The following is a 24560-nucleotide window of genomic DNA, read 5'->3' on the forward strand; positions in this document are numbered from 1 at the left end:
GGTCATGACACAGGCTCCGAGGGAGCGGAGCCGGTCCGTGGCCGCTCACGCGGCAGCGGTGGGCAGCGCCGGCAGCCGCGTCCCGTACAGCCACGCCTCGAACAGCTCGTCGACGGGTTCGGGCGCGAACCTGTCGACGTGCGCGGTGAACATCGGTGTGCTGACCACGCCGTGCCGGTGGAGCACCGCCCACTCGCGCAGCATCCGGAAGAACGCGGCGTCGCCCAGTGCGCAGCGCACGGCGTGCACGGCCAGGCCGCCGCGTTCGTAGAGCCGGTCGTCGAACATCGACTTGCGGCCGGGGTCGGCCAGCGTGAGGTCCTGGGGCTGCGCGGCGAGCAACCGGTGGGCGCCCGCGGCCAGTTCCCGGGTGCCGCGGGCGCCCGAGCGCTCCGACCAGAGCCACTCCGCGTACTTGGCGAGGCCCTCGTTGAGCCAGATGTGCCGCCAGTCGGCGACGGTGACACTGTTGCCGAACCACTGGTGGGCGAGTTCGTGCGCGATCAGGTGTTCCGCACCGCGGGTGCCGTCCACGTGGTTGACGCCGAAGAGCGACAGGCCCTGCGCCTCGACGGGCACATCGAGTTCCTCGTCGACCACGACGACGGTGTACTCACCGAAGGGATAGGGGCCGAGCAGTTCTTCGTAGAGCGCCATCATCTGCGGCTGGCGCGCGAAGTCCCGGCTGAACTCGGCGAGCAGGTGGGCCGGGAAGTGTCCGGTCTGCGTCACTCGACTGAGCCCGGGATCGCCCAGCAGCGCCGCCTGGTACCGGCCGATGACCAGCCCGACCAGATAGCTGGACGTGGGCGCGCTCTGTTCGTAGAGCCAGGTGGTGGCGGCGGCTCTGGTGGTGCGGGTCAGCAGTCGTCCGCCGATCACCACCTGGTAGGCGGCGGGTGCGGTGAGCGAGATCTGGTACGAGGCCTTGTCCGCGGGCCGGTCGTTGCACGGGTACCAGGAAGGCGCCCCCACCGGCTGGCTGGCGACGAGCGCCCCGTCGGCCAGTTCCTCCCAGCCGAGCCCGCCCCAGGGGCTGCCGACCGGTTTGGGGCGGCCCGCGTAGTGCACCTCGACGGTGAACGGGGACCCGGCGGGCAGTGTCTTCGCCGGGCGCACCCGCAGCTTGCCGCCGCGCAGCGTGTGATGCGGGGTGCGGCCGTCGACGCGGATGCGGCCGATGCGGAAGTCGCCGAGATTGAGCTGGAGTTCGGTCAGCGGGGCCGGGCCGGCGATCGCGCTGATCCGGGCCGATCCTTCCAGCCGGTTGGGGCCCGGCCGGTAGTCGAGTTCCAGTTCGTAGCGGTGCACCCGGAAGCGGGAGTCACCGTTGCCCGGGAAGTAGGGGTCCGGCGCCGCCATCCGATACCCGCTCCTTCCATGACGGCCCGCCGCCCCGGCAGCACCAGGCCTCGATCGGGTTGCCCAGCCAGCGGGTGTCCGCCGGTACCGATTCGCCGGCCATCACCAGGGACGCGGGTCCCAGGGTCGAACGGGCCCCGATCTCGCTGCCGGGCAGCACGATCCCGCCCGGACCCAGGGTGGCACCCTCACGCAGCATCACGGTATCCGTGCGCAGGATCCGGTCGTGGAAGAGATGGGTCTGCAGTACGCAGCCCCGGTTCACGCTCACCGCGGAGCCGAGCGTGACCAGGTCGGTCTCCGGCAGCCAGTAGCTCTCGCACCACACGCCCCGGCCGATGTGCGCGCCGAGCCCGCGCAGCCACAGCGTGAGGAGCGGGGTGCCGGGGACGGCTCCGGCGAGCCAGGGCACGGCGACCATCTCGACGAAGGTGTCGGCGAGTTCGTTGCGCCAGACGTATCCGCACCACAGGGGATGCTGTCCGGGGCGGTGCCTGCCGACCAGCAGCCACTTGGCGATCACGCAGACGCCGCAGCCGAGTGTTCCGGCGCCGAGCAGTACCGCGCCGGACACCAGGGCCGCGAGCCACCAGCCGTGCTCCGCGGCCGCGGCGAGCAGCGCGACCACGAGGACGACGAGGGCCGCCGAGCAGAACACCGGAACGATCCGGCACAGCTCGACCAGGGCGCGGGCCGGTTTCAGACGGGCGGGCGGCGCATAGGTGCGGCTGTCGTCGTGGGCGACGGCCGCGCGGGGCAGTTCGACCGGCGGGAGCCCCAGGTAGGAGCTGCCCTTTCTGGCCTTCTTGGGGGCGGCCGAGAGCACGCCGATCAGGCCCTCGTCGGGCACGGAGCGGCCGGGCGCGATCATGCCGGAGTTGCCGAGGAAGGCACGCCGGCCCAGCTCCGCACGCCCGATCCGGACCCAGCCGCCACCGAGTTCGTACGGGGCGGTCAGGGTGTCGTCGGCGAGGAAGGCGCCCTCCCCGACGGTGGTCAGGCCGGGCAGCGCGAGCACGGTGGACACCTCCGCGCCGCGCCCGACACGCATACCGAGCAGGCGCATCCAGACGGGGGTGACGAGACCCGCGTACAGCGGGAAGAGGACCTGCCGGGACAGGTCCATGAGCTGGGTGACGGTCCACGCCTGCCAGCCGGTACGGCTGTGGGTGGGGCGGGTGCCGGCGCGCAGACCGAGGCTGAGCAGCCGGACACCGGCGAGGACCAGCACGGCGTAGACGAGACCGAAGGCCAGGGTCGCGGGGACGAGCGCGAGCAGTGCCCCGCGGACGGTCTCGCCGAGCGCCGCCTCGGCGGACACGAAGGTACGCGCCACGCACAGCGCGGCCACGAGGGCGGCGACCGGGAGGAGCCCGAGAGCCGTGCCCGTCACGCCGTACATCGCCCGCCAGTGCGCCGCGCGCGGCGGTCGCTGCCGCGGCCAGTCGCGCCTGGCCTTGCCGAGCTTGACCGCGGGCGATCCCGCCCAGCGCTGACCGGTCGGGATCTGCCCGCGCACGGCCGAGCCGGGGGCGACCTCGGCGCGCTTGCCGATGCGGGCGCCCGGGAACAGGAGGCTGCGGGTGCCGACCACGGCCCCGGCGCCGACCTTGACGGCGCCTATCTCCAGGCGGTCGCCGTCCAGCCAGTGCCCGCACAGGTCCACCTCGGTCTCGACGGAGCAGCCGCGGCCGAGCTTGAGCAGACCGGTGACCGGGGGCAGCGAGTGCAGATCGACGTCGGGGCCGACCCTGGCGCCGAGCGCACGGGCGTACCGCTCCAGCCAGGAGCCGGTCAGGGAGGTGGCGCCGCTGCACTCGGCGAGGCGTTCCGCGGTCCACAGGCGCAGATGGACGGAGCCGCCGCGGGGGTGGCTGCCGGGTGCGACACCGTGCAGGAGCAGCCGGGCGCCGCCCGCCGCGATGAGCAGGCGTCCGGGCGGGCTGTGCAGGAGGAGGGCGCCGGCGGCGATCGGCCACCAGGAGGCGGACGGCAGCCACGGGTAGGCGCCGAAGGAGTGCAGGACGTTGCCGAGTGCGGCCAGCACGACGATCCAGCGCATCCCGACCAGGGTGAACAGCGGCAGCAGTATGGCGAGTTGGGCTGCCTGTGTGCGTAAGGGAACGGGGGCGACGCCTTCGGCCGCGCCGTCGTCCTGCACGGACTTCTCGAGCCGGCGGGCGAGCTTGCGCAGGACGGGCCGCTCGTAGATGTCGATGACGGCGGCGCCGGGGTAGCGCGTGCGCAGCCGGGTGGTGAGCCGGGCGGCGGCCAGACTGCTCCCGCCGCTCGCGAAGAAGTCGTCGGACGCGCTGGTCACCTGGGCGCCGAGGGTCGCGCTCCACTGCTCGGCGAGCCAGGCCTCGGTGCCGTACAGCTGCTCGGCGGCGCCGCCCGGGCCGAGGTCGGGCAGCGGCCAGGGCAGTGCGTCGCGGTCGACCTTGCCGGAGGTGCGGGTGGGCAGTTCGGCGACGGGTGCCAGCAACGGCACGAGGGCGGCGGGCAGTTCGGCGCGCAGCCTCGCGACGGCGGCCGTGTGGTCGAAGCCGTCCTGGGTGACGAGGTAGCCGACGAGCAGCTGGTTGCCGCCGCGGGCCGTGCGCACGGCGGTGGCCGCGCCTGCGACGCCGGGCAGCGCCCGCAGGGCGGCGTCGACCTCGCCGAGTTCGATGCGCCGCCCGCCGAGCTTGATCTGCTCGTCGCCGCGGCCGAGGAAGACGAGGCCCTCCGGGTCCGCCCTGACGAGGTCGCCGCTGCGGTACGCGCGCTGCCAGCCCACCGGTTCCAGCGGCGCGTACGTCTCGGCGTCCTTCTCGGCGTCGAGGTAGCGGGCGAGTCCCGCGCCGCCGATGACGAGCCGGCCGCTCCCGCCCATCGGCACGGGACGGCCGGTCCCGTCGACGACGACCAACTCCCAGCCCCTGAGCGGCAGTCCGATCCGGATCGGCTCCTCGCCGGTCAAGAGGGCGGCGCAGGTGACGACGGTGGCCTCGGTCGGGCCGTAGGTGTTCCACACCTCGCGTCCCTCGGTGACCAGGCGCCGGGCGAGCTCCGGCGGGCAGGCCTCGCCGCCGAGGATCAGCAGGCGTACGTCGTCGAGGGTCTCGGGCTCCCACAGGGCGGCGAGGGTAGGCACGGCGGAGATCACGGTGATCTCCTGCTCGATCAGCCACGGCCCGAGGTCGGTGCCGCTGCGCACCCGCGAGCGCTCCACCGGCACCAGGCAGGCGCCGTGGCGCCAGGCCAGCCACATCTCCTCGCAGGAGGCGTCGAACGCGACGGACAGTCCGGCCATGACTCGGTCGCCGGGGCCGATCGGCTCCTCGGTGAGGAACAGCGTCGCCTCGGCGTCGACGAACGCGGCGGCGCTGCGGTGGCCGACCGCGACGCCCTTGGGTTTGCCGGTCGAACCGGAGGTGAAGATGATCCACGCGTCGTCGTCGGGCCCGGGCCGCCCGGCCGGGATCTCGGCCGGCTTGTCGACGGTGAAGCCGTGACCGGCGCCGATGACCGTACGGACCTGAGCCTCACCGAAGATCAGGGCGGCGCGTTCGTCGGGGTCCTCCGCGTCGACCGGGACATAGGCGGCGCCGGCGGCGAGAACGGCCAGGATCGCGATGTACAGCTCGTTCGTCCCGCTCGGTATGCGCACCCCGACGCGGTCGCCCCGGCCGACTCCGGCGGCGTCGAGTGTGCGTCGTAGGTGTTCCACCTCCGCGGCCAGCACGCGGTACGTCAGCTGTCGGTGTCCGTCGTCGAGGGCGGGTTCGTCGGCGTACGACCGCACCGTCGCGTCGAGGATGTCATTGAGGGTGCGCGGCGGCGCCGCGCTGCCCGCGGTGTAGAAGGCAGAATCTCCGAACTGGTCGCTCATCTCCGCCTCGAGCAGGCTGAGCTCGGCGTTCGCGCGCGTGGCGTCCATCGGGTCCTCTCGTCGAGGGCCGCGCATCCCCGGGAGTCCGCCCTGCCGCCCCCGGTTTGCCCGAGACTGTCCGCTCCTGGAACCGGACAGCCGGCACAGCGTAGTCGGTCGCCCGGAGGTTCAGGGTTCAGCGTGGGGTCAGTCCGGCGTCGTGGGCGAGGACGGCGGCCTGGACGCGGTTGGCGCAGCCGGTGCGGGTGAGGATGCGGCTGATGTGCGCCTTGACCGTGCCGGCGCTCAGATACAGCTGCTCGGCGATCTCCGCGTTGGACAGACCGGTGCCGAGCAGTCGCAGGACATCGCGTTCGGCCGGGGTCAGCTCGTCGGTTCTGCGCACGGCGGCCTCGGTGCTTCGGCCGGACTCCACGTGCCGCTCCAGCAGCTGACGGGTGATCCGGGGTGCCAGCACCGGTTCGCCCTGCGCGGCGAGTCGGACGGCGCGGATCAGTTCGGCGGGGCCGGTGTCCTTGAGCAGGAAGCCGCTCGCCCCGGCCCGCAGGGCACGCGTCACGCTCGCTTCCTCGCCGAACGCGGTCAGCATCACGACGCAGGTGCGCGGGGAGATGCGGGCGATGTCCTCGGCGGCGGCGATCCCGTCCCTGACCGGCATCTGGATGTCGACCAGGGCGACATCGACGTCCTGTGCGCGGCATGCGGCGGCGGCCTCGCGACCGTCGCCCGCCTCGGCGACCACCTCGATGTCCTCGGCGTGTTCCAGGATCAGCCGGATTCCCGCGCGCATCAAGGTCTCGTCGTCGGCGATCAGGACTCGGATCATCGCCTCATGTTAGGACCTCGAAGATCAGCAGCGCGACGAGGGAGACGACCGTCACGAGGACGACGAACAGCGCCACGCAGCCGGATCCCAGGACACGCGGCCAGGTCAGTACCTCGTCCGGCAGAGGAGCATGTGCGCCTCGCTGTCCGATCAGGTCGGGGCCGCCGGCCGGGAAGCGAGGCGTCTCTGCGGAGGGGTGGGCACAAGGGTCGGGAGACGGATCGGCAGCGGCGTTGCCACGGGCGGGCAGCCACGCCGCCACCCGGAAACCGCCGTCGGCCAGGGCGCCGGCCCAGAACGTCCCGCCGAGCAGCGAGGTCCGCTCCTGGCAGCCGGCCAGACCACTGCGCGTCCCTCCCTGGGAGGGGCCCGTCGCGCGGGGTGCCGCGTTGGTGACGGACACCGCGATCCCGCCGTCCGCGCCGGTGATGTCCACCCTGGTGGGCGCTCCGGACGCGTGTTTCAGTACGTTCGTCAGCCCTTCGCGGACGATCCGGTGAAGGGCCTGGCGTGCGGGGGCTCCCACCTCGGTCTCGTCGGGAAGGGACCAGTACAGCTCGACAGTGCTGCCCGTCTGCCGGGATTCCGTCACGAGAGCACTGATGTCCTCGCGTGTTCCCCGCTCCTCCCGTTCCCGGTCCGTCGGGTCCGTCAGGTCGGTGAGGGACTCGCGCCGCAGGACGCCGAGGATCTCGCGCAGTTCCTCCATGGCCGTACCGGCCGTCGTACGGAGCAACTCGGCCTGGCCGACGAGGCCGGGTGCCTGCCGGGAGGCGGCGAGTTCGAGCGCCCCGGCGTGCACCGAGATGAGGCTCAGCCGGTGGCCCAGGAGGTCGTGCATCTCGCCCGCGACCCTGGTCCGTTCCTCCATGCGGGCCGCCGCGGCGGTCAGCGCGCGGGCCTGTTCCAGATAGGCGTTGCGCTCCCGGAGCAGCCGCACCAGCGGCCGTCGCCGCGCCAGCAGGGTTCCGGCCAAAGCGGGCAGGACGAGGAGCAAGACGGCCGAGACGGCGTTCCCGGCAAGCCGCACCGCCAGGGTCTCGATCCGGGGTGCGGCGAGGACGAGGGTCAGGACGCCGACGACGGCACAGGCCGCCCCGACGAGCTGCCACGCGCGCCGCGGCGGTGAGAGGCGACGGGTGGCGGAGAGCACGACCAGCGGCGCCACGGCCATCGTCCACACGTTCGCGCCTTCGACCAGCAGCGAGGCCCCCAGGACAGCGACGGCCGGGCGCCCACGCCGCGCCGGGACCAGGAGCGCCGCCCACAGCCCCTGCACCACGGCGAGCACCGGCCGGTGCGGGTTCACCAGCAGCAGCGGCACCAGGCAGAAGACGGCCGCCAGGGCACAGAGGATGGTCTCGGCAGTGACCGTACGGCGGTCGGCGGCACGCACAGCGGCCCAGGTGACGGCCGCCTCATGGCTCACCCACCGCCGCGCACCGGTCAGCAGGCGCCTCGGCCGTACGGGCGGGCGCGAAGGCCGTGCGTCTTCGCGCACCTGACTCGTCATGTCCCTCGTCTCGCTTCGTCTCGCTGCGATCAGTGCCAGGAGGAACGGTAATCACGGCGGCGGCCCGCGGTGTCATGCCCCCGACCGGCGGCTCAGCTCTGCCCGCAGCGCCGCCACGTCCACGCCCTCGGCCGCCAGCAGCCGTGCGACATCCTGCCCTGTGTCCGTGTCCGTCACCGCCGCCTCGTCGAGCAGCGCCGCCAGCAGATGGTTCGTACCGGTCGTCGGCGACCCGTGCTCGGCGGCGGTCAGCCGCGCCACCGCCATGGCCCGGTCCGCGGCGGCGGACAGTCGGAAGGTGTCGGCGCCAAAGACAGCGGCGGGCGGGACCGCGCGAGCGGCGCGGACCAGGGAGGACTGCCGGGCTCCGTGCCGGTACAGCAGGGCGGAGGCGGCGTTGGCGTCCGCCAGGTCCGCGGGCAGCGCACACCCGGCGACGGCCAGCGCCCGGTCCAGGGAGAGCATCCCCAGCACGAGGTCCACCGGTTCCGCCGCGGCGCGCCCGCCCCGTACCGCTTGCCGCATGGCCTCCGTGGATACCGCGGCCAGGACCGGCGACCCGTTCAAGGCGGTCCCGTAGGCCCACGAAGCCAGCCTGCGGGACAGGAAGTTGCCGCTCTTGCCCAGCGTTCCCGTCCGGCGAAGAAGGGTGACGCCGACGGAGTACGACGCCTCTTCCTCCGCCGGGGCGCTCGCGTCCAGCCGGTCGAGCGCGGCGGACGCGGCGGCCCGGTCGAGGCGCTCCAGCAGCAGAGCCTCCTGTGCCCTGGTGCCCGGCACATCGAGCAGGGCGCGGGCCACATGCCTGCAGCGAACCGAGACGGTCCCCTCGGCACGGGCGGCCCGCAGCGCGCGCAGCAGGCATGCGCGCACGGCCCCGGTCGTCCCGGGCAGCGCACGGCCCTTCTCCGTGTCCGGCCCCCGCGCACCGGACTCGCAGCGCCACCGTGCCTCACGCCAGACGGCATCGACCTCGAACTCGTCGGGTTCCTGATGGGTTCCGGCACAGTCCCCGGCGGCCGCGTCCAAGGAGGCATCACCCGGTACGGCGTCCACCTCGTCGTCGCTCACCCAGCCCCGGCCCGCCATGGCCTTGATGCGGCCGCCGAGCGCGCCGGCCCTCCGCATCCCCGGGGCGATCGCCGCCCCGGCCCCGGTGTCCCCCGAGACGAGCGCCTCCAGCAGGGTGTCCGTCCCCACGTCCGGCAGCTCGGCCCCGGCCGCACGGCGCAGTGACCGCACGAGCAGATCCAGGACGTCCGCCTCGAACTCCGTGGTCGCCCCGGTCACGGCCGTGTCGTCGGTGTCCGCTCGGCTCGTCCTCAGCTGATCCATCGTCATCCCCTCGACCTGCGGTGGCTTGGCGGGAACAACGCTAGGCGCGCGCCCCGCGCCGCCGCGTCGGCCGATCGGCCAGGTCCTCGGGCCGATCGGCTCAACGGCTGCTCGCCGGAGGCCCGAGGTGCGGAAAAAGGCCCTGCCGCGCCCCGAAGGGCACGGCAGGGCCGAGTGCGGAGCCGATGGTCAGTTCATGGCGCCTGCCCAGGATGTGCCCCGGGTCTGGGCCCACTCCCCGGCCGGGGACCAGAGTTCCGTCCCGCCGCCTCCGGAGCCGGAGTTGTGGCCCTGGCCGTTCCACGGAACGGAGGAGGTCCACCGGCCGGGTCCGCCCGTACCGGCGTCGTGGTCGTGGCCGCCGGCCGCGGTCGGCCGGTGGTCGCGGTCCGTGCGGTGGAAGCCGACCGTGTAGGTCCGGGTGACGGCGCCGTTGGCCGAGGTGACCTTGATCGTGCGGGCGGTGAAGCGCGCCCCCTTCGACGAGAGGACGTCGCTCCCCTCGGTCACCTTCACCCGAGCGCCCGACTCGGCCGTCACAGCGCCGACGGCCGGGATCCGCGCGTTCTTCGGCCAGTCCACGACGTACGTGGACACGTCCGGGTCGAACCCGTCGATCGCGGTGCCGCCCACGGTGAGGGCGGAGGCGTCGGCGGCGCTCGCCTTCGTGGCGTCCGGGAAGTCGGTCACCGTGACCGATCCGTCGGCGCCGACGCGCACGTCCGCCGCCATGGCCGCCGCCAGGTTGATCCGCTGCCAGCTCGCCTCGCCGCCGGCCGTGAGGTCGAGCGGGTACCCGGAGTCGGTCGCGGTCTGTTCCAGGATCTGCGTCCGCTGCTCGGTGCTGAGGCCGGGGAAGGCCGTGATGAGCAGCGCCGCCGCGTCGGCCGGTGTCTCGACGGCCTGACCTGCCTTGCCGGTCCGGGAGAACCCGTAGCTCAGGCGCTGCGTGTACGTGTCGATGTGCTGCGCCGTGCTCTGCCCGGCGTAGGGGTCGCCCGCGCAGTCGGTGAGGGTGGAGCCGTAGCCCTCCTTCTCGCACCGCGCGAGCAGCACGGTCTCCATCTCGGTGTGGGCCTGCGTCAGCAGCTTCTCGAAGTCGGGGTCAGCCCACCGGTGCGCGACGGTGGCCTGGGCGCCGATGCGGCCGCCCATGACGTCGAGCGGGTAGTGGAACCCGAGGATCAGGCGGTTGTTCCCGTACTCCGAGGTCCGCGCGAGGATCGAGGGTGCCAGCTCGGGCAGCAGCGTGGCGAGGACGGTCCCCGCCTCGTAGCCGCTGTAGGTGTGGCCGCTCGGGTAGGAGCCGCTGGTGGCGAGTCCGGCGTAGGAGCCGTCCTGCGACTCGTACACGCGGCCGCCGTCACCGACGAACCCGAGACGCACGTACGGGCGCGGGTAGTTGTAGTGCTCCTTGGCCGCGTCGTGGGTGTCGAGGTTCTTGGTGACTCGGGAGAAGAGGGCGCTGGTCTTGGGCAGGTCGCCGCCCTTGAGGGCGGTCAGGTAGATCTGGCCGAGCCGGGAACCGAGGCCGTCGCCCATCGTGTTGGTGGCGCTGTTGGTGGCGTCCGTCTCGGCGCGGTCGACCTCCTTCTGCGTCGCCGCGTTGTTGATGCCGAGGACGATCTCGTCGTTCTCCGCGGTGACCGGGGCGTCCTCGGGCAGCTTCGCGTCGGCGCCGAGGGTGGAGGCGCCGAGGTCGTCGAAACCGCTGAGCAGGTGGGTGAAGTAGTCGTCTCCGTCGTCGGTCCTGGGCCACGCGTCGGACGAGTAGGTCGCGTTGAGTACGTCGTCGGGGAACGGGGCCGGCTCGTACGTGGCCGGGTCTGCCGCGGCCGGGGCGGCGGCGGCCTCTGTGGCGGCCGAGGACGTCCCGGCCAGGGTCACCGCCGTCACGGTGGCGGTGTGGGTCTTCGCTGTGCTCCGGCCCCCGGTCGTGAGCAGCGCGGTGTCCATGGTGGCGGGCACGTGCGCGGTGGTGCCGTTGTCGAGCGTCACGGTGTAGCCGATGACGGGGAAGCCGCCGTCAGCGGCGGGCCGCCAGGCCACCCGGACCTGCTTGCCGTCGGTGACCACACGGGTCACGGTCGGCGCCTGCGGCCTGCTGTCGCCTGCGATCACGGGCTGGGTGGCGGCGCTGGGGGCCGAGGCACCACGGGTGTTCACGGCGCGGACGCGCGCCTTGTACGAGGTGCCTGCCTTCAGCATGGTGAAGGTGGTGCTGCGGCTGTCCGGATCATCGATCGTGACCTGGTGGCCGTCGCCGAGGGTGATCTCGTAGCCGGTGACCGGTGAGCCGCCGTCGTCCTTCGGGGCGGACCAGGCGACCGTCACGCTGGTGCCGGAGGAGGTCGCCGACACCGCGTCGGGCGCGGCGGGTACCGTCTTGCGCTTCAAGGTGAGCGCGGACCGGGCGCGGTCGAGGGTCTCGTACCGTGCGGTGAGGGTCTTGTCCGTCGCCGCGTCGTCCGCGACGGCGGTCTTCGCCTTGCTGAGCGCGTCGGTGAACTTCGCCCACGAGGCGTCCGTGTAGCGGCCCTTGTCGACGGCCGAAGCGGTGGTGACCAGGTTCTCCAGTCGCAGCCTCGGCAGAGGCGTCAGCTGCTTGGCGGCGAGGGTGAGGCTCCGGGTCCGTGTGTCGGCTTCGAGCTGGGTGGCGTCGTCGGCGGCGAGGAGGGCGCGGGCGGCGGCGAGTTCGCGCTGGTACACCGCGAAGTCGATGGTGCCGTACCGGTCCGCGTCGCCGGACAGGCCCTCGTAACTCTCAACGGCCTTGCGCAGGGCGGTCAGGTCCGTCTCGGCGGGGGCCTCGACGTGGCTGAAGGTGACTCGGCCCAGGTTGGCGACGTACGGGTGCGAGGAGTCCGCGGTCGTCGTCAGGCGCAGGTGGACGGCGTGCTTGCCGGTGACCGCCTTCGGCAGGGTCAGGCTGGTCGTCCCTCCTGAGCTCCAGGAGGAGCCGGTGACCGGCAGCGGGACGGTCGCGTACGGGGTTCCCGGCGTGTCCTTGTCGAAGCTGTCCAGGTAGACCTCGACGGCCGAACCGGTGCCGCAGCGCGCCGAGTTGTTGACGTAGGTGAGGGTGACGGTGTTCTTCGGCCGGATGCCGAAGTCGATGTCGCCGTAGTCGAGCCAGGCCTTGTCGTAGGTGCCGCCGAGCGAGGTGGCGGACCCGGCGTCGCTCCAGGCGGGCGTCTCGCTCTTGAGCCCGCCGCCGCTGTTCGCCCTCCAGGCCGTGGCGTCGAATCCCGCCGGGGTGTCGGCGCTGCGCGTCAGGGTCAGCGAGTGGACGTTGGCCACGTACGGCTGCGCGTCGGTCTGGGTGCTGGAGGCGAAGACGGCGTACACGTCCTGGGCGCCGGCGAAGACGCCCGGGTCGAGCGGCACACTCGTGGTGGCGACGGTTCCCCAGCCCGAACCGGTGTAGTCGAGGGGGATGTCGGCGACGGCCGGGCCGTCCTTCTTTCCGAGGCGCAGTTCGATGTGCGAGTCCGACGCCGCGCGGGAGCGGGGCTTGTCGTAGCTGATGGCGACGGTGTCGGCGCCGTCACCGAGAGCGGTGTTCCGCCACTCGGCCCACGCGCCATCGGTCACGTTCTCGAAGATGCCGTTCGAGAGCTTCAGCGCGGACGAACCGCCGCCGATCGTAGTGGTGTTGGGCGCGGTCAGGGTGGCGAGCGTCGTGGTCGTGCCGGACGACGGGAGGTCGTACGGCGAGAACTGGTACCAGTCGAAGTTCGACACCCACTGCTGCCCGGACGGGGCGTGGAACACCATCGTCGCGCCGCCCGCGTCGAGGAGCGCCTGCGCGTCGGTGACGGCGGCCTGAACGGTGGTGTAGTTCGACCAGGCGCCCGTTCCGGGGAGCTTGACGGTGGCGACGACGGGGCCGTCGGCGTCACCGGCGTGGATGTCGACGCTGCTGGGGGCGGCGGTCGCGGCCTGCGAGTTGGCGTAGCGCACGGAGACGCTGCGCGGGGTGACGCCGCCGAAGTCGAGGCCCGTGTACTGCTCCCAGGCCCCTTCGGTGACGCCGCCGAGGTCGCCGTCCGAGTAATAGGCCTCCTTCATCAGGCTGGGGCCCTCCATCCGGTCGGGGTCCTCGGCCTGGAGGACGGCGTAGCCGCCCTCGTCGAGGGTGAGCGCGTCGACGGCGGACCGCAGCGCGTCGTGCGCGGCCATGAGCGTGCCCGTGGCGGACGCGGTGTCCGCGAGGACGGTCCGCGCACGTTCGAGCGCCGCCTTGAACAGCCCGTACGAGCCGTCGGAGTAACTGCCAGGGCGCACCAACAAGGCTTGCTCGACCAGCGAGTTGAGCGTCGCCCGCTGTACTGCGGCGGCGGAGACGACGAACGGGTCGGTCACCGATATGCCGGTGCCGGTCACGGTGGAGGCCGGCACCTTGTGGGCGAAGGCCGCGTCGCGGAAGGTGAGTCCGAACCGTACGTCGGTCTTCGTGCTGCCCTTGAGCGTGAGCGTCGCCTTGCGTGAGCCGGCGACCTCGAGATCCGCGGTGACACCGTCCGGGAGGCCGGTGACGGTCGCGGCCCCGGTGCGGGTGAGGCTGGTGCCCCTGCGCGCGACGAACGACGCCTTGCCGGTCAGGGTGAGTGCGAGGGAGCCCTTGACGGTGCCGTCCGCGGCGGTGGCGACGGTGTCCGGGCGGGCCGAGAGAACCGTCTTGCTCTTGTCCGTGTCACCGCCGCCCGGGGTGCCCGTGTCGGTGTTCAGCGAGTAGGCGGGCTTCGTGTCGGCGCCCCACGACGAGGGCTTGGAGCCCATGGTGAAGTCGAGGGTGCCGCCACCGATGATCTGCGTGTAGTCGAGCCACGTGTTGCCGAACCGCTTGCCGTTGTAAGTGGCGTGCTGCACGTAGTAGTTGCTGGGCGACACCCCGTCGGCGTTCACCGAGAACGTGGTGCCGTTGGCGTAGGTGATGGTCGTGGACTCGAAGAACGGGCTGCCGATCTGGAACTGGCTCGATCCGGCGGTCACCGGGAACAGTCCGAGGGCGGCGGCGACGAACATGGTCGACATGGTGCCCGCGTCGTTGTCCATGGTCGGCAGGAAGCCGTCCGGGGCGAGCTTGTAGACCTTGGTCTTCACCGGCGGCCGGAACTCGCCACCGGAGCTGGGGACTTCACCCGTGGAACCCGTCGCGATGTACCGGTTCCAGGTCTCGCCCGTGTAGATGGAGCGCACCCACTTCTGCGTCAGGCTCGGCTCGCCGACGTAGTTGAAGAGGTAGGGGGCCTGTAGATCGATCTCGTTGGCGTTCGAGTGCAGCATGGTCGATCCATCGTCAGCGTCGGCGTCGGAGTCCTCGCCGAACATGTGCAGCACCGCTGCCTTGCCGGCCTTCTCGCCGCCCATGGCCTCGATGAGGCCGCCCATGTCGTAGGCGTCGTACCAGTGGTACTGCCAGAGGGTGCCCTGGTAGAGCTTGGCTTCTTCGAACTTCTCGTAGTCGACGCTCTGCCACTTGCCGTCGCCGTCGCGCGGGGTGAGCAGTCCGACCTCGGTCCCGTCGGCGGCGGTCCATGCACCGGACTTGACGAGGTTGTCGGTCGCCATGGTCGCCTGCTTGCGCAGTTCCTCGGCGTCCGCGTCCTTGCCGAGCGCGTCGGCGACGATGGACAGGGCCCACTGGTCGTAGCCGCGCTGGACGGTCGTGCCGGGGTCCCCCGCGATGTACCCCTGCCGCAGCTGCTCCCCGGTGTAGTGGCCGGTGTAGGACTTCAGCGCGGGGTACGCCTCGTCGAGCCGGTCGAAGCCGTCGTACCCCTTCGAGAGCGCGTCGGCGATCACGACGGGCAGGCGCTCCCAGCGCACGGTCGGCACCGAGTGCGTGAGGCTGCCGAGGCTCTTGCCGGAGGCGCGGGCGTCGGCGAAGAGGATGATGGCCGACTGGACCATGTCCCGGTAGGTGGCCGGGTCGATGTACGCCTCGACGGAGAACTTGCGGAAGTCGTCCCAGGACGACCAGCCGTCGTAGTAGGTGAAGCCGTTCGCCTTGTGCACCGCGCCGTCCACGCCGCGGTACGTCCCGCTGGTGCTGGTGGCGTTCACGGGCAGCGCGTACATGCGGTACAGGTGCGTGTAGAACTGCTTGACCAGCGTCGAGTCCGGGTCGGACTTCTTGGACGCCTTGACGGCGACGGCGCCGAGCGCGCGGTTCCAGTCGGCCCTGGTCTGCGCGCGTGCCTGGTCGAAGGTGAGGTCGCCGACCTCGTGGTCCTGGTCGGTCACGGCCTGTTCGGCGCTGATCGGCGACAGGGTGATCCGCAGTTCGATGTCGTCCCGGTCGGCCGCGTCGAACGCGAGGACGGCGCCGGTGTCGGTGCCGTCCTGCGTGGTCGCGTCGCTCAACTGCCCCTTGTCGCCCCAGGTCCGCAGTGAGGTCACCGGGACGTTCGTGGTGGCGTGGTAGTACATCCGGTACGAGGCGCCGTTGAACGACCCGGCGATGATCCCGCTGATCGCGGTGGTCCCGTCCGGCAGCTTCTTCGTTTCCAGGGTGGCGCGGGTGCGGCTGGTGAAGTTGTTGGCGAGGTCGAGGACGAGCTTCGGGTCGGATCCGGCGGGGAAGCGGTACCGCTCCAGCGCCGTACGCGTCGTCGCCGTCATCTCGGCGTCGATGGTCCCGGCGGGGGAAGCGAGACCCACCTGGTAGGAGCCGGGCGTCGCGGTCTCGTCGTCGTGGCTGTACGCGTGCGCGTAACTGCTGGTCGCGGGACGGCTGTCGTACGTCTGCGAGGTCGGGACGACGAGCAGGTCACCGCCGCCGCCCGAGCCGCCGACGCCGTCGAGGTTCGTGGCGGTGAACCCCGCGATGTGGTCCTCGTTGTAGTCATATCCGCTGTGGTTGCGGTCGGGCGTGGTCATCGGGTTGACCTTGGCCAGACTGTGCGGGGCCTGGGCGCCCGGCAGGTCGTTGCCGTCGTCGCCGGCGGTCGACACGAAGGGATCGACGAGCGCGGTGTAGTCCGTGCCGCCGGACGCCCCCGAGGACCGCTCCGCGACGGGCGCCGCCGCGGCGCTCCCGCCGCCGGCCGTCAGCGCGCCGAGGCCGAGCGCTCCGGCCAGCAGCACGGCGACGGCCGCGCGGGGTCTCGGTCTTCTACGTTTCGTCAGTCTCATGGGCACGGAATCTCTCCAGCGTCGCGGTACACGCGCACGGCTAGGCAGCCCACTGAAACCGACAACGTTGTCAGCCACCACCCGGACGATGCGCATTCGGGATCATCACATACGGAGAATTCGTACAACGGGCGAACGGGATCCGTACAGAGGGTGCGCACCAGAAAAGCAGGTCGGACACGCCCTAATGCCCCCGGAACGCCTCCTCCAGCCACCAGGAACCGTGCTCGCGCACCACCTTCGCGTCGATGAGCAGCGGCGCCGACCGCGCGCCCGCGACCCAGTCCTCCACGGCCTTGAGGTCCGCGGGTGTCCGTACAGTCACCGCTTCGAAGCCGTAGCCGCGGGCCACGGCGGCGATGTCGGTGGGCGGGAACTCGACCGTGCCGAGCGGGAATCCGTCGGGTCCGAAGTGGTGCACCTCCGCCCCGTACGCGTCGTCGTTGTAGACCACGATCACCATGGGCAGGCCGATCCGTCGCACCGTGTCGAGTTCGACGGCGCTCATCAGCATCCCGCCGTCGCCGAGCGCGGCCACCGCGAGGCGGTCCGGGCGGGCCAGGGCCGCGCCGATCGTGGTGGCGAGGCCGAGGCCGATCGACTGGAACGCCTGGGTGAAGCAGAGTCCCTGCTCGTCGGGGACGGACAGGTACATGGTCGGGTGACCCATGAAGTTGCCCGAGTCGACGCCGATGACGCGCTGCGCGGGCAGGATGGCGTCCAGGGCGATGCTGAGCGTGCGCGGGTCGATGCGGTCCCGGGTGCCGGTGTCGTCGTACGGGATGTCGCGCCACCGCAGGCGCGCGGCGAGGGCGTCGCCGGTCTCCGGCGTCCGGTGGCCGGGCCCGCCGCGGTCCCCGAGCACCGCGCGCGTCGCGTCCGCCGTGGTACGGACGTCGCCGGTGATCCCGAGGTCGACGGGGCGGTGCGCGCCGAGCGCCGCGGGGTCGTCGTCGACCTGGACGAGGCGTGTGCCGGGGCCGATGAGCCGGCCGTGCCGCGTCGTCCACATGGTGAGCGAGCAGCCCCAGGCGACGAGCACATCGGCGCCCTGCATCAACTCGGCCGCGAGCGGCGACGAGAAGCCGCCCGCCACATCGAGCGACCAGGGGTTGCCCTCGAACAGGCCGCGGGCCACCGCGGAGGTCGCGAGGAGCGCGCCGCAGCGTTCGGCGAGTGCCTCCAGCGACCGGCGGCAGTCGGGGCCGCGCGCGCCGCGTCCGGCGATGAAGACCGGGCGTTCGGCCCGCGCGAGGAGTTCGGCGAGCGCCGCGACGTCGGCCTCGGCGGGCTCGACGGCGGGCCGCGCGGCCGGCGGCGCGACGGCGGCCAGGGAGTGGACCGAGTCGGGCACCGATTCGGCCTGGACGTCCAGCGGGAGGTTGAGGACGACGGTGCGGCGTTCGTGGACGGCGATGCGCACGGCGGCGCACGCCTGGGCGACGGCGTCCGCCGCGGACGTCACGCGGGTGGTCCTGGCACCGACCGCCTGCGCCAACGCCGCCTGGTCGACAGCGAAGTTGGAGCGGGGCTGTGTGGCCTCCGCCGCGACGACGACGAGCGGCGTGCGGCTCTTGGCGGCCTCGCCGATGCCGGTGAGCGCGTTCGTGAACCCGCATCCCTGGTGCACGCTGACCGCGGCCACGTCGCCCCGCACCCTGCTGTACGCGTCGGCCATGGTGGCGGCGCCGCCTTCGTGGCGGGTCGCGACGAAGCTCGCTCCGGCCGCCACCATCGCGTTGGTGACATGGAAGTTGCCCGAGCCGACCACGCCGAACACCTGGCCGATCCCCGACGCGACGAGCGCCCGCCCGACCGCTTCGGCGACCTTCATGACGGCTCACCCGCCCGTTCGACGAGCGCGAGGACCCGGGCCGGTGCCCCCGAGCCCGAGACGATGGGCAGCGGCCCCGCGATCAGGACGGCTCCCGTCGGCGGCAGCTCGGCCAGGTTCTGCAACTGTGTCAGCCCGTACTTGCCGCTGCCCATCAGGTACGAGTGACAGGGGAACGCCGGCTCGAACGCGTGCGCCCGCCCTGCGTCGGTGCCCACCGTCTCCACCCCGAGCCCGATGACCGGCGTCTCCTCGGCCACCCAGCGGGCGCACTCGGCGGACAGGCCCGGCGTGTGCGGCCCGTCCTCGTCGGCGTTGAGGAACGGTTCCTGGGCGTACGACCTGCTGCTCCACCCCGTCCGCACCAGCAGCCACCCGCCGTCGGGCAGCGCCCCGTACCGGTGCTGCCAAGCCTGGATGTGCTCCACCTCGACGAGGAAGTTCGGGTCCTTGGCGGCCTCGTCGGTCACATCGAGCACCGCGGCGGGCGCCACGAGCCGGCGGGCGGGCACCGAGGCGACGTCGGCGAGATCCTTGCCGGTGAACCAGTGGTTGGGCGCGTCGAAGTGGGTGCCGGTGTGCTCGCCGCTGCGGAAGTTGTTCCAGTACCAGGCGGGCCCCCGCTCGTCGTACCGGCTGATCTCCTCCAGCTCGAACCGCGCGGTCTGCCCGAACGCGGGAGGCAGACGCAGCACCGGGGTGGCGGAGGACAGCGGCGCGGTGAGGTCGACGACATCGATCGCGCCGCTCTGCAACCCGGCCACCAGGGCGCCGAGAACGGACGCCGGCGAGGAACCGGACGCTGCTGCGGATGCTGACGTTGGCTCGGGCATGTTCGCATCCTGGGGGCAGCGCCGCGGTTCGCGCCACCATGGCTCCCCATTTTCTTGCAAGGATCCGCCAAGTATCCATCCAAGTGTGGCGATCACCCTCAAGTAGCTGCTAAGCACAGGGTTGTGACGTTACGTCAGGTACGGACCAGAACACGTGGGGCGGCGGTGGCCACAGCCGTGCTCGCCCTGCTGCTCACCGCGTGCGGGGACAATGAGCCGGAAAGTTCCGGCGGCGAGCACGACTCTCATGTCACCGTCGCCGCACTGCCGTTGACGGACTCCGCAGCGCTGTACATCGCCCGGGACCGCGGCCTGTTCGAGAAGGAGGGGCTGGAGGTGACCATCCAGCCCGTGCAGCAGAGTCTCCAGGCCCTGCCCGCGCTGGCCAAGGGCCAGGTCGACGTCATCGCGAGCGCCAACTACGTGACCTTCTTGCAGGCGTACGAGAAGAGAACCCTCGACGTACGCATCCTCGCGGAGGGGGTTCGGACCGCCCCGCACATGATGGATGTGCTGGTGCCGAAGGACTCCCCCATCAAGAGCCCGGCCGACCTCAAGGGGAAGAAGGTCGCGGTCAACATCCTCAACAACATCCAGACGCTGACCCTGAACGCGATCCTCGACGAGCAGGGCGTCGGCCGACCCGAGTACCGGCAGATCGCGTTCCCGCAGATGGGGCCCGCCCTCGAACGGGGCCAGACCGACGCGGTGCACGCCGTCGAGCCGTTCGACAGCGCGATCCAGGAGGATCTGCAGGCCCGGGTGCTCCTCGACGGAGGCGCGAGCCCCGTCCGGGCACTGCCCATCAGCGGATACGTCACCACGGCGCAGTACACGCAGAAGCATCCGGAGACCGCCGCCAAGTTCCGGCGCGCGATCGAGGCCGCGTCGAGGATCGCGGCCCGGGACCCGGCGGCCGTCCGCGCCGAGCTGCCGAAGTACACCAAGGTCACGGCCGCGCAGGCCACATCGATGGGCCTGCCCGCGTATCCGGCCGCCGCGGACCCTGGCCGGCTACGTCGGCTCACTGAACTCATGCGCGCGCAGGGGCTGTTGAAGAAGCCTCTCGATCCGTCGACGTTGCTGGTGAAGTGAGCCGGCGCGGCCGTCGGGACGTCGGGCAAGGCGTCCTCGGCGTGCTGCTGGCCTTCGGTGTGTGCGAGGCGGTTCCACGGTCGGGGATCGTGCGGCGCACCTATCTCCCGCCGGCCTCCGAGATCCTTGCCCGCGCCGTGGAACTGGCGGGCGACTCCGCGTTCCTCGACGGGGTCGCCGCCACCACCCGCTCCTGGGCGCTGGGCCTCGCCCTCGCGTGCGCGATCGCCGTCCCGGCGGGGCTGCTGCTCGGGAGCGTGCCCGTCGTCGACGCGGCGGTGCGCGCGATCGTGGAGTTCCTGCGGCCGTTGCCGTCCGTGGCGTTGATCCCGCTGGTGTCGCTGCTCCTCGGCTCCGGGACCGAGACCGAGGTCGCGCTGGTCACGTACGCCTCGGTGTGGCCGATCCTGTTCAACACGATGTACGGGCTCGGCGAGAGCGAGCCGCTGGCCAAGGACACGCTGCGTGCCTTCGGCTTCGGCCGGGCCGCGGTGCTGCTGCGCGTCGAACTGGTCGGCGCGGCACCGTTCATCGCCGCCGGCATCCGTATCTCGGCGGCCGTCGCGCTCGTCGTCGCCGTCGCCACGGAGCTGTTGTCCGGCTTCGGTGAGGGCCTCGGCATCTTCATCGCGCAGGCCCAACTGGCCACGGCAGGCAGCCGGGACGTCCTCGCGGGCGTGGTGTGGGCCGGCGCGCTCGGCCTGGTCATCAACGGTGTACTGGTGTGGACGGAGCGGCGCTTGTTCCCGTGGACACCCGAGCGGCAGGCGGCGCGCAGGTGACCGGGCCACCGGGGGACGCGAACGCACGCGGCGCGGAGGCGACTCGGTCGCCGAAGGACGGGAACGCGCACGGCGCGAAGGTGACCCGGTGGCCCAAGGCCGGGGACGCGCTCGGCGACCTGCTGCGCTGGCCGGTCCTCGCCCTTGCCCTGGGCGCCTGGGAGCTGGCGGCCCGCGCCCGCGACAGCGTCTTCTTCCCGCCGCCCTCGCGCATCGGGCGCCACGCCTACGACCTGTGGTTCAGCGGCCCGGGCGGCCGGCTGTTCCTCACGGACGCCGCGCTCGACACCATCGGCCCGAGCCTCGGCCGGATGGCGGCCGGGTTCCTGCTCGCCACCGCCGTCGGGATCGCGCTCGGCATCGCCATCGGCCGCTCCCGGCGGGCGTACGCGCTGTGCGACCCGGTGCTGCAGTTCGCGCGGGCCGTTCCGCCGCCCGCCCTGGTCCCCGTCTTCGTCGTGGTCCTCGACTTCGGGACGCCGATGCAGGTCACGTCGATCGTGTTCAGCGCCGTTTGGCCGGTGCTCATCAACACCGCCGAGGGCGCCCGCAACACCGATCCGCTGCGTCTGGAGGTCGCCGCCGTCCTGCGACTCACCCCGGCCGAACGGCTCGGATACGTGATCGTGCCGTCGGCGCTGCCCCGCATCTTCGCGGGGCTGCGGCTCAGCCTCTCCCTCGCACTGATCCTCATGGTCTTCTCGGAGCTGCTGCCGGGCACCGAGAACGGCATCGGCTTCACCCTCACCGACGCCCAGTCCCGCTCCGACCTGCTCACCGTGTGGGCGGCACTGGCCCTGCTCGGCGTCCTCGGTTACCTGCTCAACACCGGCCTGCTGGCAGTCGAGAGGCGCCTGCTGAACCCAGGGAGACGGCATGACCAGTAGGAAGAGGGCCACGACGACCACGGTCCGGGAAGCCGTCGTCCGGCTGCTGCGCTCCACCGGCATGACCACCGTCTTCGGCAACCCGGGCTCCACCGAGCTGTGCATGTTCCGCGACTGGCCGGACGACTTCACGTACATCCTCGGCCTTCAGGAGTCCACGGCCGTGGCCATGGCCGCGGGACACGCCCTGGGTACGGGCCGTGCCGCCGTCGTCAGCCTGCACTCCGCGGGCGGTGTCGGGCACGCGCTGGGCGCCGTCTTCAACGCGTACCGCGACCGCGTGCCGCTGGTGATCGTCGCCGGTCAGCAGGCGCGCTCCCTGCTCCAGCTGCGACCGTTCCTCGGCGCCGACGAGCCCGCGCAGTTCCCGCGCCCGTACGTCAAGTTCGCCCGGCAGCCCGAACGCGCCGCCGATGTCCCGGCCGTCCTCGCCGAGGCGCACCGCGTGGCGATGACGCATCCGCGCGGGCCAGTGTTCGTCTCCGTGCCCGAGGACGACTGGGACCGGCCGGCCGAACCGGTCGAACCCCGCGCCGTACACGCCGGATTCACCGCCGCCCCGGACGCCCTGGCCGCGCTCGCCACCCGCCTCGACACCTGCGCGCGCCCCGCCCTCGTGATCGGCCAGGGCGTGGAGGACGAAGCCGCGCTGCCCGAGGCGCTCGCGCTCGCCGAGCGGATCCGGGCCGGGGTCTGGATCAGCCCGCTCTCGGGCCGCTCCGGCTTCCCCGAGTCGCATCCGCTCTTCCAGGGCTTCCTGCCGCCGGTGGCGGGACAGTTGGCCGCGCGCCTCGCGCCGTACGACGTGGTGGTGGCGCTCGGGACGCCCGTGTTCACGTACCACGTGGCGGACGACAGCCCACCGCTGGCGCCGGGCACCGACCTCTTCCACCTGGACTGCGACCCGGCCCAGGCGGCGTGGCTCCCCACCGGTACGAGCCTGGTCACCACGGTGCGGCCCGCCCTGACCCAACTCATCGGCCTGGTACGCGCATCGGGCCGGACACCTCCGGCGCCCCGCAGACCACCGGAGGCGGTGAGCGCGGGCGACCACCTCACACCCGAACTCGTCCTTGACCGACTGCACCGGATCCTGCCCCGCGACCGGGTGCTCGTCGAGGAGGCCCCCAGCCACCGGGACGCACTGCACGCGCGCATGCCGGTCGATCTGCCGGGCGGGTTCCTGACCGCGGGCAGCGGCGCCCTCGGCTGGGGCCTGCCGCTGGCCGTCGGCCGCGCGCTCGCCGACATGCGGCGCGTGGTGTGCGTACTGGGTGACGGGTCGGCACTCTATTCGGTGCAGGCGCTGTGGACGGCGGCCCGGCACCGGGCCCCGGTCACCTTCGTGGTGCTCGACAACGGCGGCTACGGCGCGGTGAGCGCGCTCGGCCGGCGCCTCGGCATCGACCCGGTGCCCGGCACGGAACTCGGCGGCATCGAGTTCGCCCGGCTCGCCGAGGCGTTCGGCTGCGCGGCCGGCCACGCGGACCGGCCGGCCGACCTCGACAAGGCCCTGGACCGCGCGGTGACGCGGCCCGGCGACGACGACGGTCCCCACCTGCTGCACCTGCGTGTCACCGGCACCGAAGGCGTGCTGTACGAACCGTGGGCCGGGTGAGCCCCCGCATGCTGCGCATCGACTCCGTGAGCCAGTACTACGGCGACCACCACGTCCTGCACGAGGTGGACCTGGCCGTGCCGGACGGTCAACTCCTGTGCGTCGTCGGCCCGTCGGGCTGCGGCAAGTCCACGCTGCTGCGCACGATCGCCGGGCTGCTGCCCGCGCGCGCGGGCACGGTCACCGTCGACGGCACCCCGGTCACCGGCGTCCCGGAGCGGCTCGCGGTCGTCTTCCAGGACTACGGCCGCTCCCTGCTGCCGTGGCTCACGGTCCGCGACAACGTGGCGCTGCCGCTGCGCCGCCAGGGTCTGCGCCGGGCCGAACGGCGGGACGAGGCCGAACGCATCCTGGACCGGGTCGGCCTGCTCGACGCCGCGCGCCGCCACCCCTGGCAGCTCTCCGGCGGCATGCAGCAGCGGGTCGCCATCGCCCGCGCGCTGGTCGTCCGGCCCGCGCTGCTGCTGATGGACGAGCCGTTCGGCTCGCTGGACGCGCAGGCGCGCGAGGACCTGGAGGACCTCCTCCTGGACGTCCACCGCACCGACGGCACGACGATCGTGTTCGTCACGCACGACATCGACGAGAGCGTCTACGTCGGTGACCGCGTGGTCGTCCTCTCCCCCGGCCCCGGCTCCCGCGTCGCCCTCGACCTGCCGGTCGGACTCCCCCCGAAACGCGACCAGATCGCGACGCGCGGCCTGCCGGAGTTCGTCGCGCTGCGCGCCGAGGTGGGACGCGCGGTGCGGGCTCCAGGGCCGGAATGACCGCCTGCCCGGGTGTGAAGTGGCCCGTGAAGCCCGGGCGTGATTGGCCCGCAGCGACGGGCCATTGGCTGCCTAGCCTGAAGCCATGACCAAGACCCGAGTCGACTTCTACTTCGACCCCGTCTGCCCGTTCGCCTGGATCACCTCACGGTGGATCCTCGAGGTGGAGCCGCTGCGCGACCTCGACGTCCGCTTCCATGCCATGAGCCTCTACCTGCACAACGAGGGAAACGAACTGCCCGAGTGGTACCGCGATCTCGTCGACCGGTCGATCGGCCTGGTCCGCGTCGCCGTCGCCGCATCCGAGCAGCACTCCCCCGATGTGCTGCGCGACCTCTACACCGCCTTCGGCACCCGCATCCACACGCACGGCGAGAAGGACTTCGACGCGGTCGCCGCGGACGCTCCGGCCGAGCTCGGGCTGCCCGCGGCCCTGGCGGACGCGGCCGGCTCGACCGACCACGACGCCGCTCTGCGGCGCAGCCACGACGCGGGCAAGGATCCCGCGTCGGACCGCTACGTCGGCACGCCCACCCTGCACATCGACGGCACGGCCTTCTTCGGTCCTGTGCTCAACAGCATCCCCCGCGGCGAGCAGGCGGCCCGGCTCTTCGACGCCGTCCGCACGCTCGCCGGGCACCCGGACTTCTTCGAGTTCAAGCGGGAGCGGACCGGGAGCCTGCGCTTCGACTGA

At 72.4% G+C, this 24560-nt stretch carries 14 protein-coding genes; 6 read left to right on the forward strand and 8 right to left on the reverse strand.

All coding sequences use genetic code 11. From position 1 onward, the window contains the following. Window positions 1-45: 45 nt before the first annotated feature. The 8 genes from ABD366_RS09850 to ABD366_RS09885 form a co-directional block, all read right to left on the reverse strand. Window positions 46-1362 carry a M1 family metallopeptidase gene (locus ABD366_RS09850; RefSeq protein WP_324775706.1) on the reverse strand — a complete coding sequence of 439 codons (1317 nt, stop codon included), beginning with the start codon at window positions 1360-1362 and terminating at the stop codon, window positions 46-48. After that, a complete protein-coding gene (locus ABD366_RS09855) occupies window positions 1325-5284 on the reverse strand; it encodes a Pls/PosA family non-ribosomal peptide synthetase (RefSeq protein WP_324775707.1) in 3960 nt (1319 codons plus the stop codon). Before ABD366_RS09855 ends, ABD366_RS09850 begins: the two co-directional genes overlap by 38 nt. Window positions 5285-5411: 127 nt before the next feature. Further along, window positions 5412-6062: a response regulator transcription factor gene (locus ABD366_RS09860; protein ID WP_324775709.1), complete on the reverse strand. Its 651-nt coding sequence runs from the start codon at window positions 6060-6062 to the stop codon at window positions 5412-5414. Window positions 6063-6066: 4 nt separating this feature from the next. Further along, a complete protein-coding gene (locus tag ABD366_RS09865) occupies window positions 6067-7491 on the reverse strand; it encodes a histidine kinase (RefSeq protein WP_324775711.1) in 1425 nt (474 codons plus the stop codon). 156 nt (window positions 7492-7647) lie between these two features. Further along, window positions 7648-8910, reverse strand: a complete 1263-nt coding sequence (locus ABD366_RS09870) for a hypothetical protein (protein WP_324775713.1) — start codon at window positions 8908-8910, stop codon at window positions 7648-7650. 189 nt (window positions 8911-9099) lie between these two features. Beyond that, window positions 9100-16050 carry a glycoside hydrolase domain-containing protein gene (locus ABD366_RS09875; RefSeq protein WP_344441495.1) on the reverse strand — a complete coding sequence of 2317 codons (6951 nt, stop codon included), beginning with the start codon at window positions 16048-16050 and terminating at the stop codon, window positions 9100-9102. 184 nt (window positions 16051-16234) lie between these two features. Further along, window positions 16235-17884, reverse strand: a complete 1650-nt coding sequence (locus ABD366_RS09880; protein ID WP_344441497.1) for a thiamine pyrophosphate-binding protein — start codon at window positions 17882-17884, stop codon at window positions 16235-16237. Next, window positions 17881-18717 carry a cyclase family protein gene (locus ABD366_RS09885; RefSeq protein ID WP_324769417.1) on the reverse strand — a complete coding sequence of 279 codons (837 nt, stop codon included), beginning with the start codon at window positions 18715-18717 and terminating at the stop codon, window positions 17881-17883. The genes ABD366_RS09880 and ABD366_RS09885 overlap by 4 nt, the downstream gene beginning before the upstream one ends. Before the next feature lie 165 nt (window positions 18718-18882). On the opposite strand from ABD366_RS09885, the gene ABD366_RS09890 reads away from it, so the two are divergent. The 6 genes from ABD366_RS09890 (at window position 18883) to ABD366_RS09915 (ending at window position 24560) form a co-directional block, all read left to right on the forward strand. Then, window positions 18883-19812 carry an ABC transporter substrate-binding protein gene (locus ABD366_RS09890; RefSeq protein ID WP_324769415.1) on the forward strand — a complete coding sequence of 310 codons (930 nt, stop codon included), beginning with the start codon at window positions 18883-18885 and terminating at the stop codon, window positions 19810-19812. 89 nt (window positions 19813-19901) lie between these two features. Beyond that, the gene (locus ABD366_RS09895) at window positions 19902-20594 is read left to right on the forward strand and encodes an ABC transporter permease (protein WP_324769414.1); all 693 of its coding nucleotides are present in this window, start codon (window positions 19902-19904) and stop codon (window positions 20592-20594) included. Further along, entirely contained in the window at window positions 20591-21481 is an 891-nt protein-coding gene (locus tag ABD366_RS09900) for an ABC transporter permease (protein ID WP_411293714.1), read from the forward strand. The genes ABD366_RS09895 and ABD366_RS09900 overlap by 4 nt, the downstream gene beginning before the upstream one ends. Next, window positions 21471-23099: a benzoylformate decarboxylase gene (gene mdlC, locus ABD366_RS09905; RefSeq protein WP_324769413.1), complete on the forward strand. Its 1629-nt coding sequence runs from the start codon at window positions 21471-21473 to the stop codon at window positions 23097-23099. Before ABD366_RS09900 ends, mdlC begins: the two co-directional genes overlap by 11 nt. Window positions 23100-23107: 8 nt before the next feature. After that, complete coding sequence (locus ABD366_RS09910) at window positions 23108-23866, forward strand: ABC transporter ATP-binding protein (protein ID WP_324769421.1); 759 nt, start codon at window positions 23108-23110, stop codon at window positions 23864-23866. An 85-nt stretch (window positions 23867-23951) separates the two neighbouring features. Next, window positions 23952-24560 (forward strand): mycothiol-dependent nitroreductase Rv2466c family protein, encoded by a 609-nt coding sequence (locus ABD366_RS09915; RefSeq protein WP_324769412.1) that lies wholly within the window; start codon window positions 23952-23954, stop codon window positions 24558-24560.

It is taken from the genome of Streptomyces kunmingensis (assembly GCF_039533535.1).
Taxonomy (GTDB): Bacteria; Actinomycetota; Actinomycetes; order Streptomycetales; family Streptomycetaceae; genus Streptomyces; species Streptomyces kunmingensis.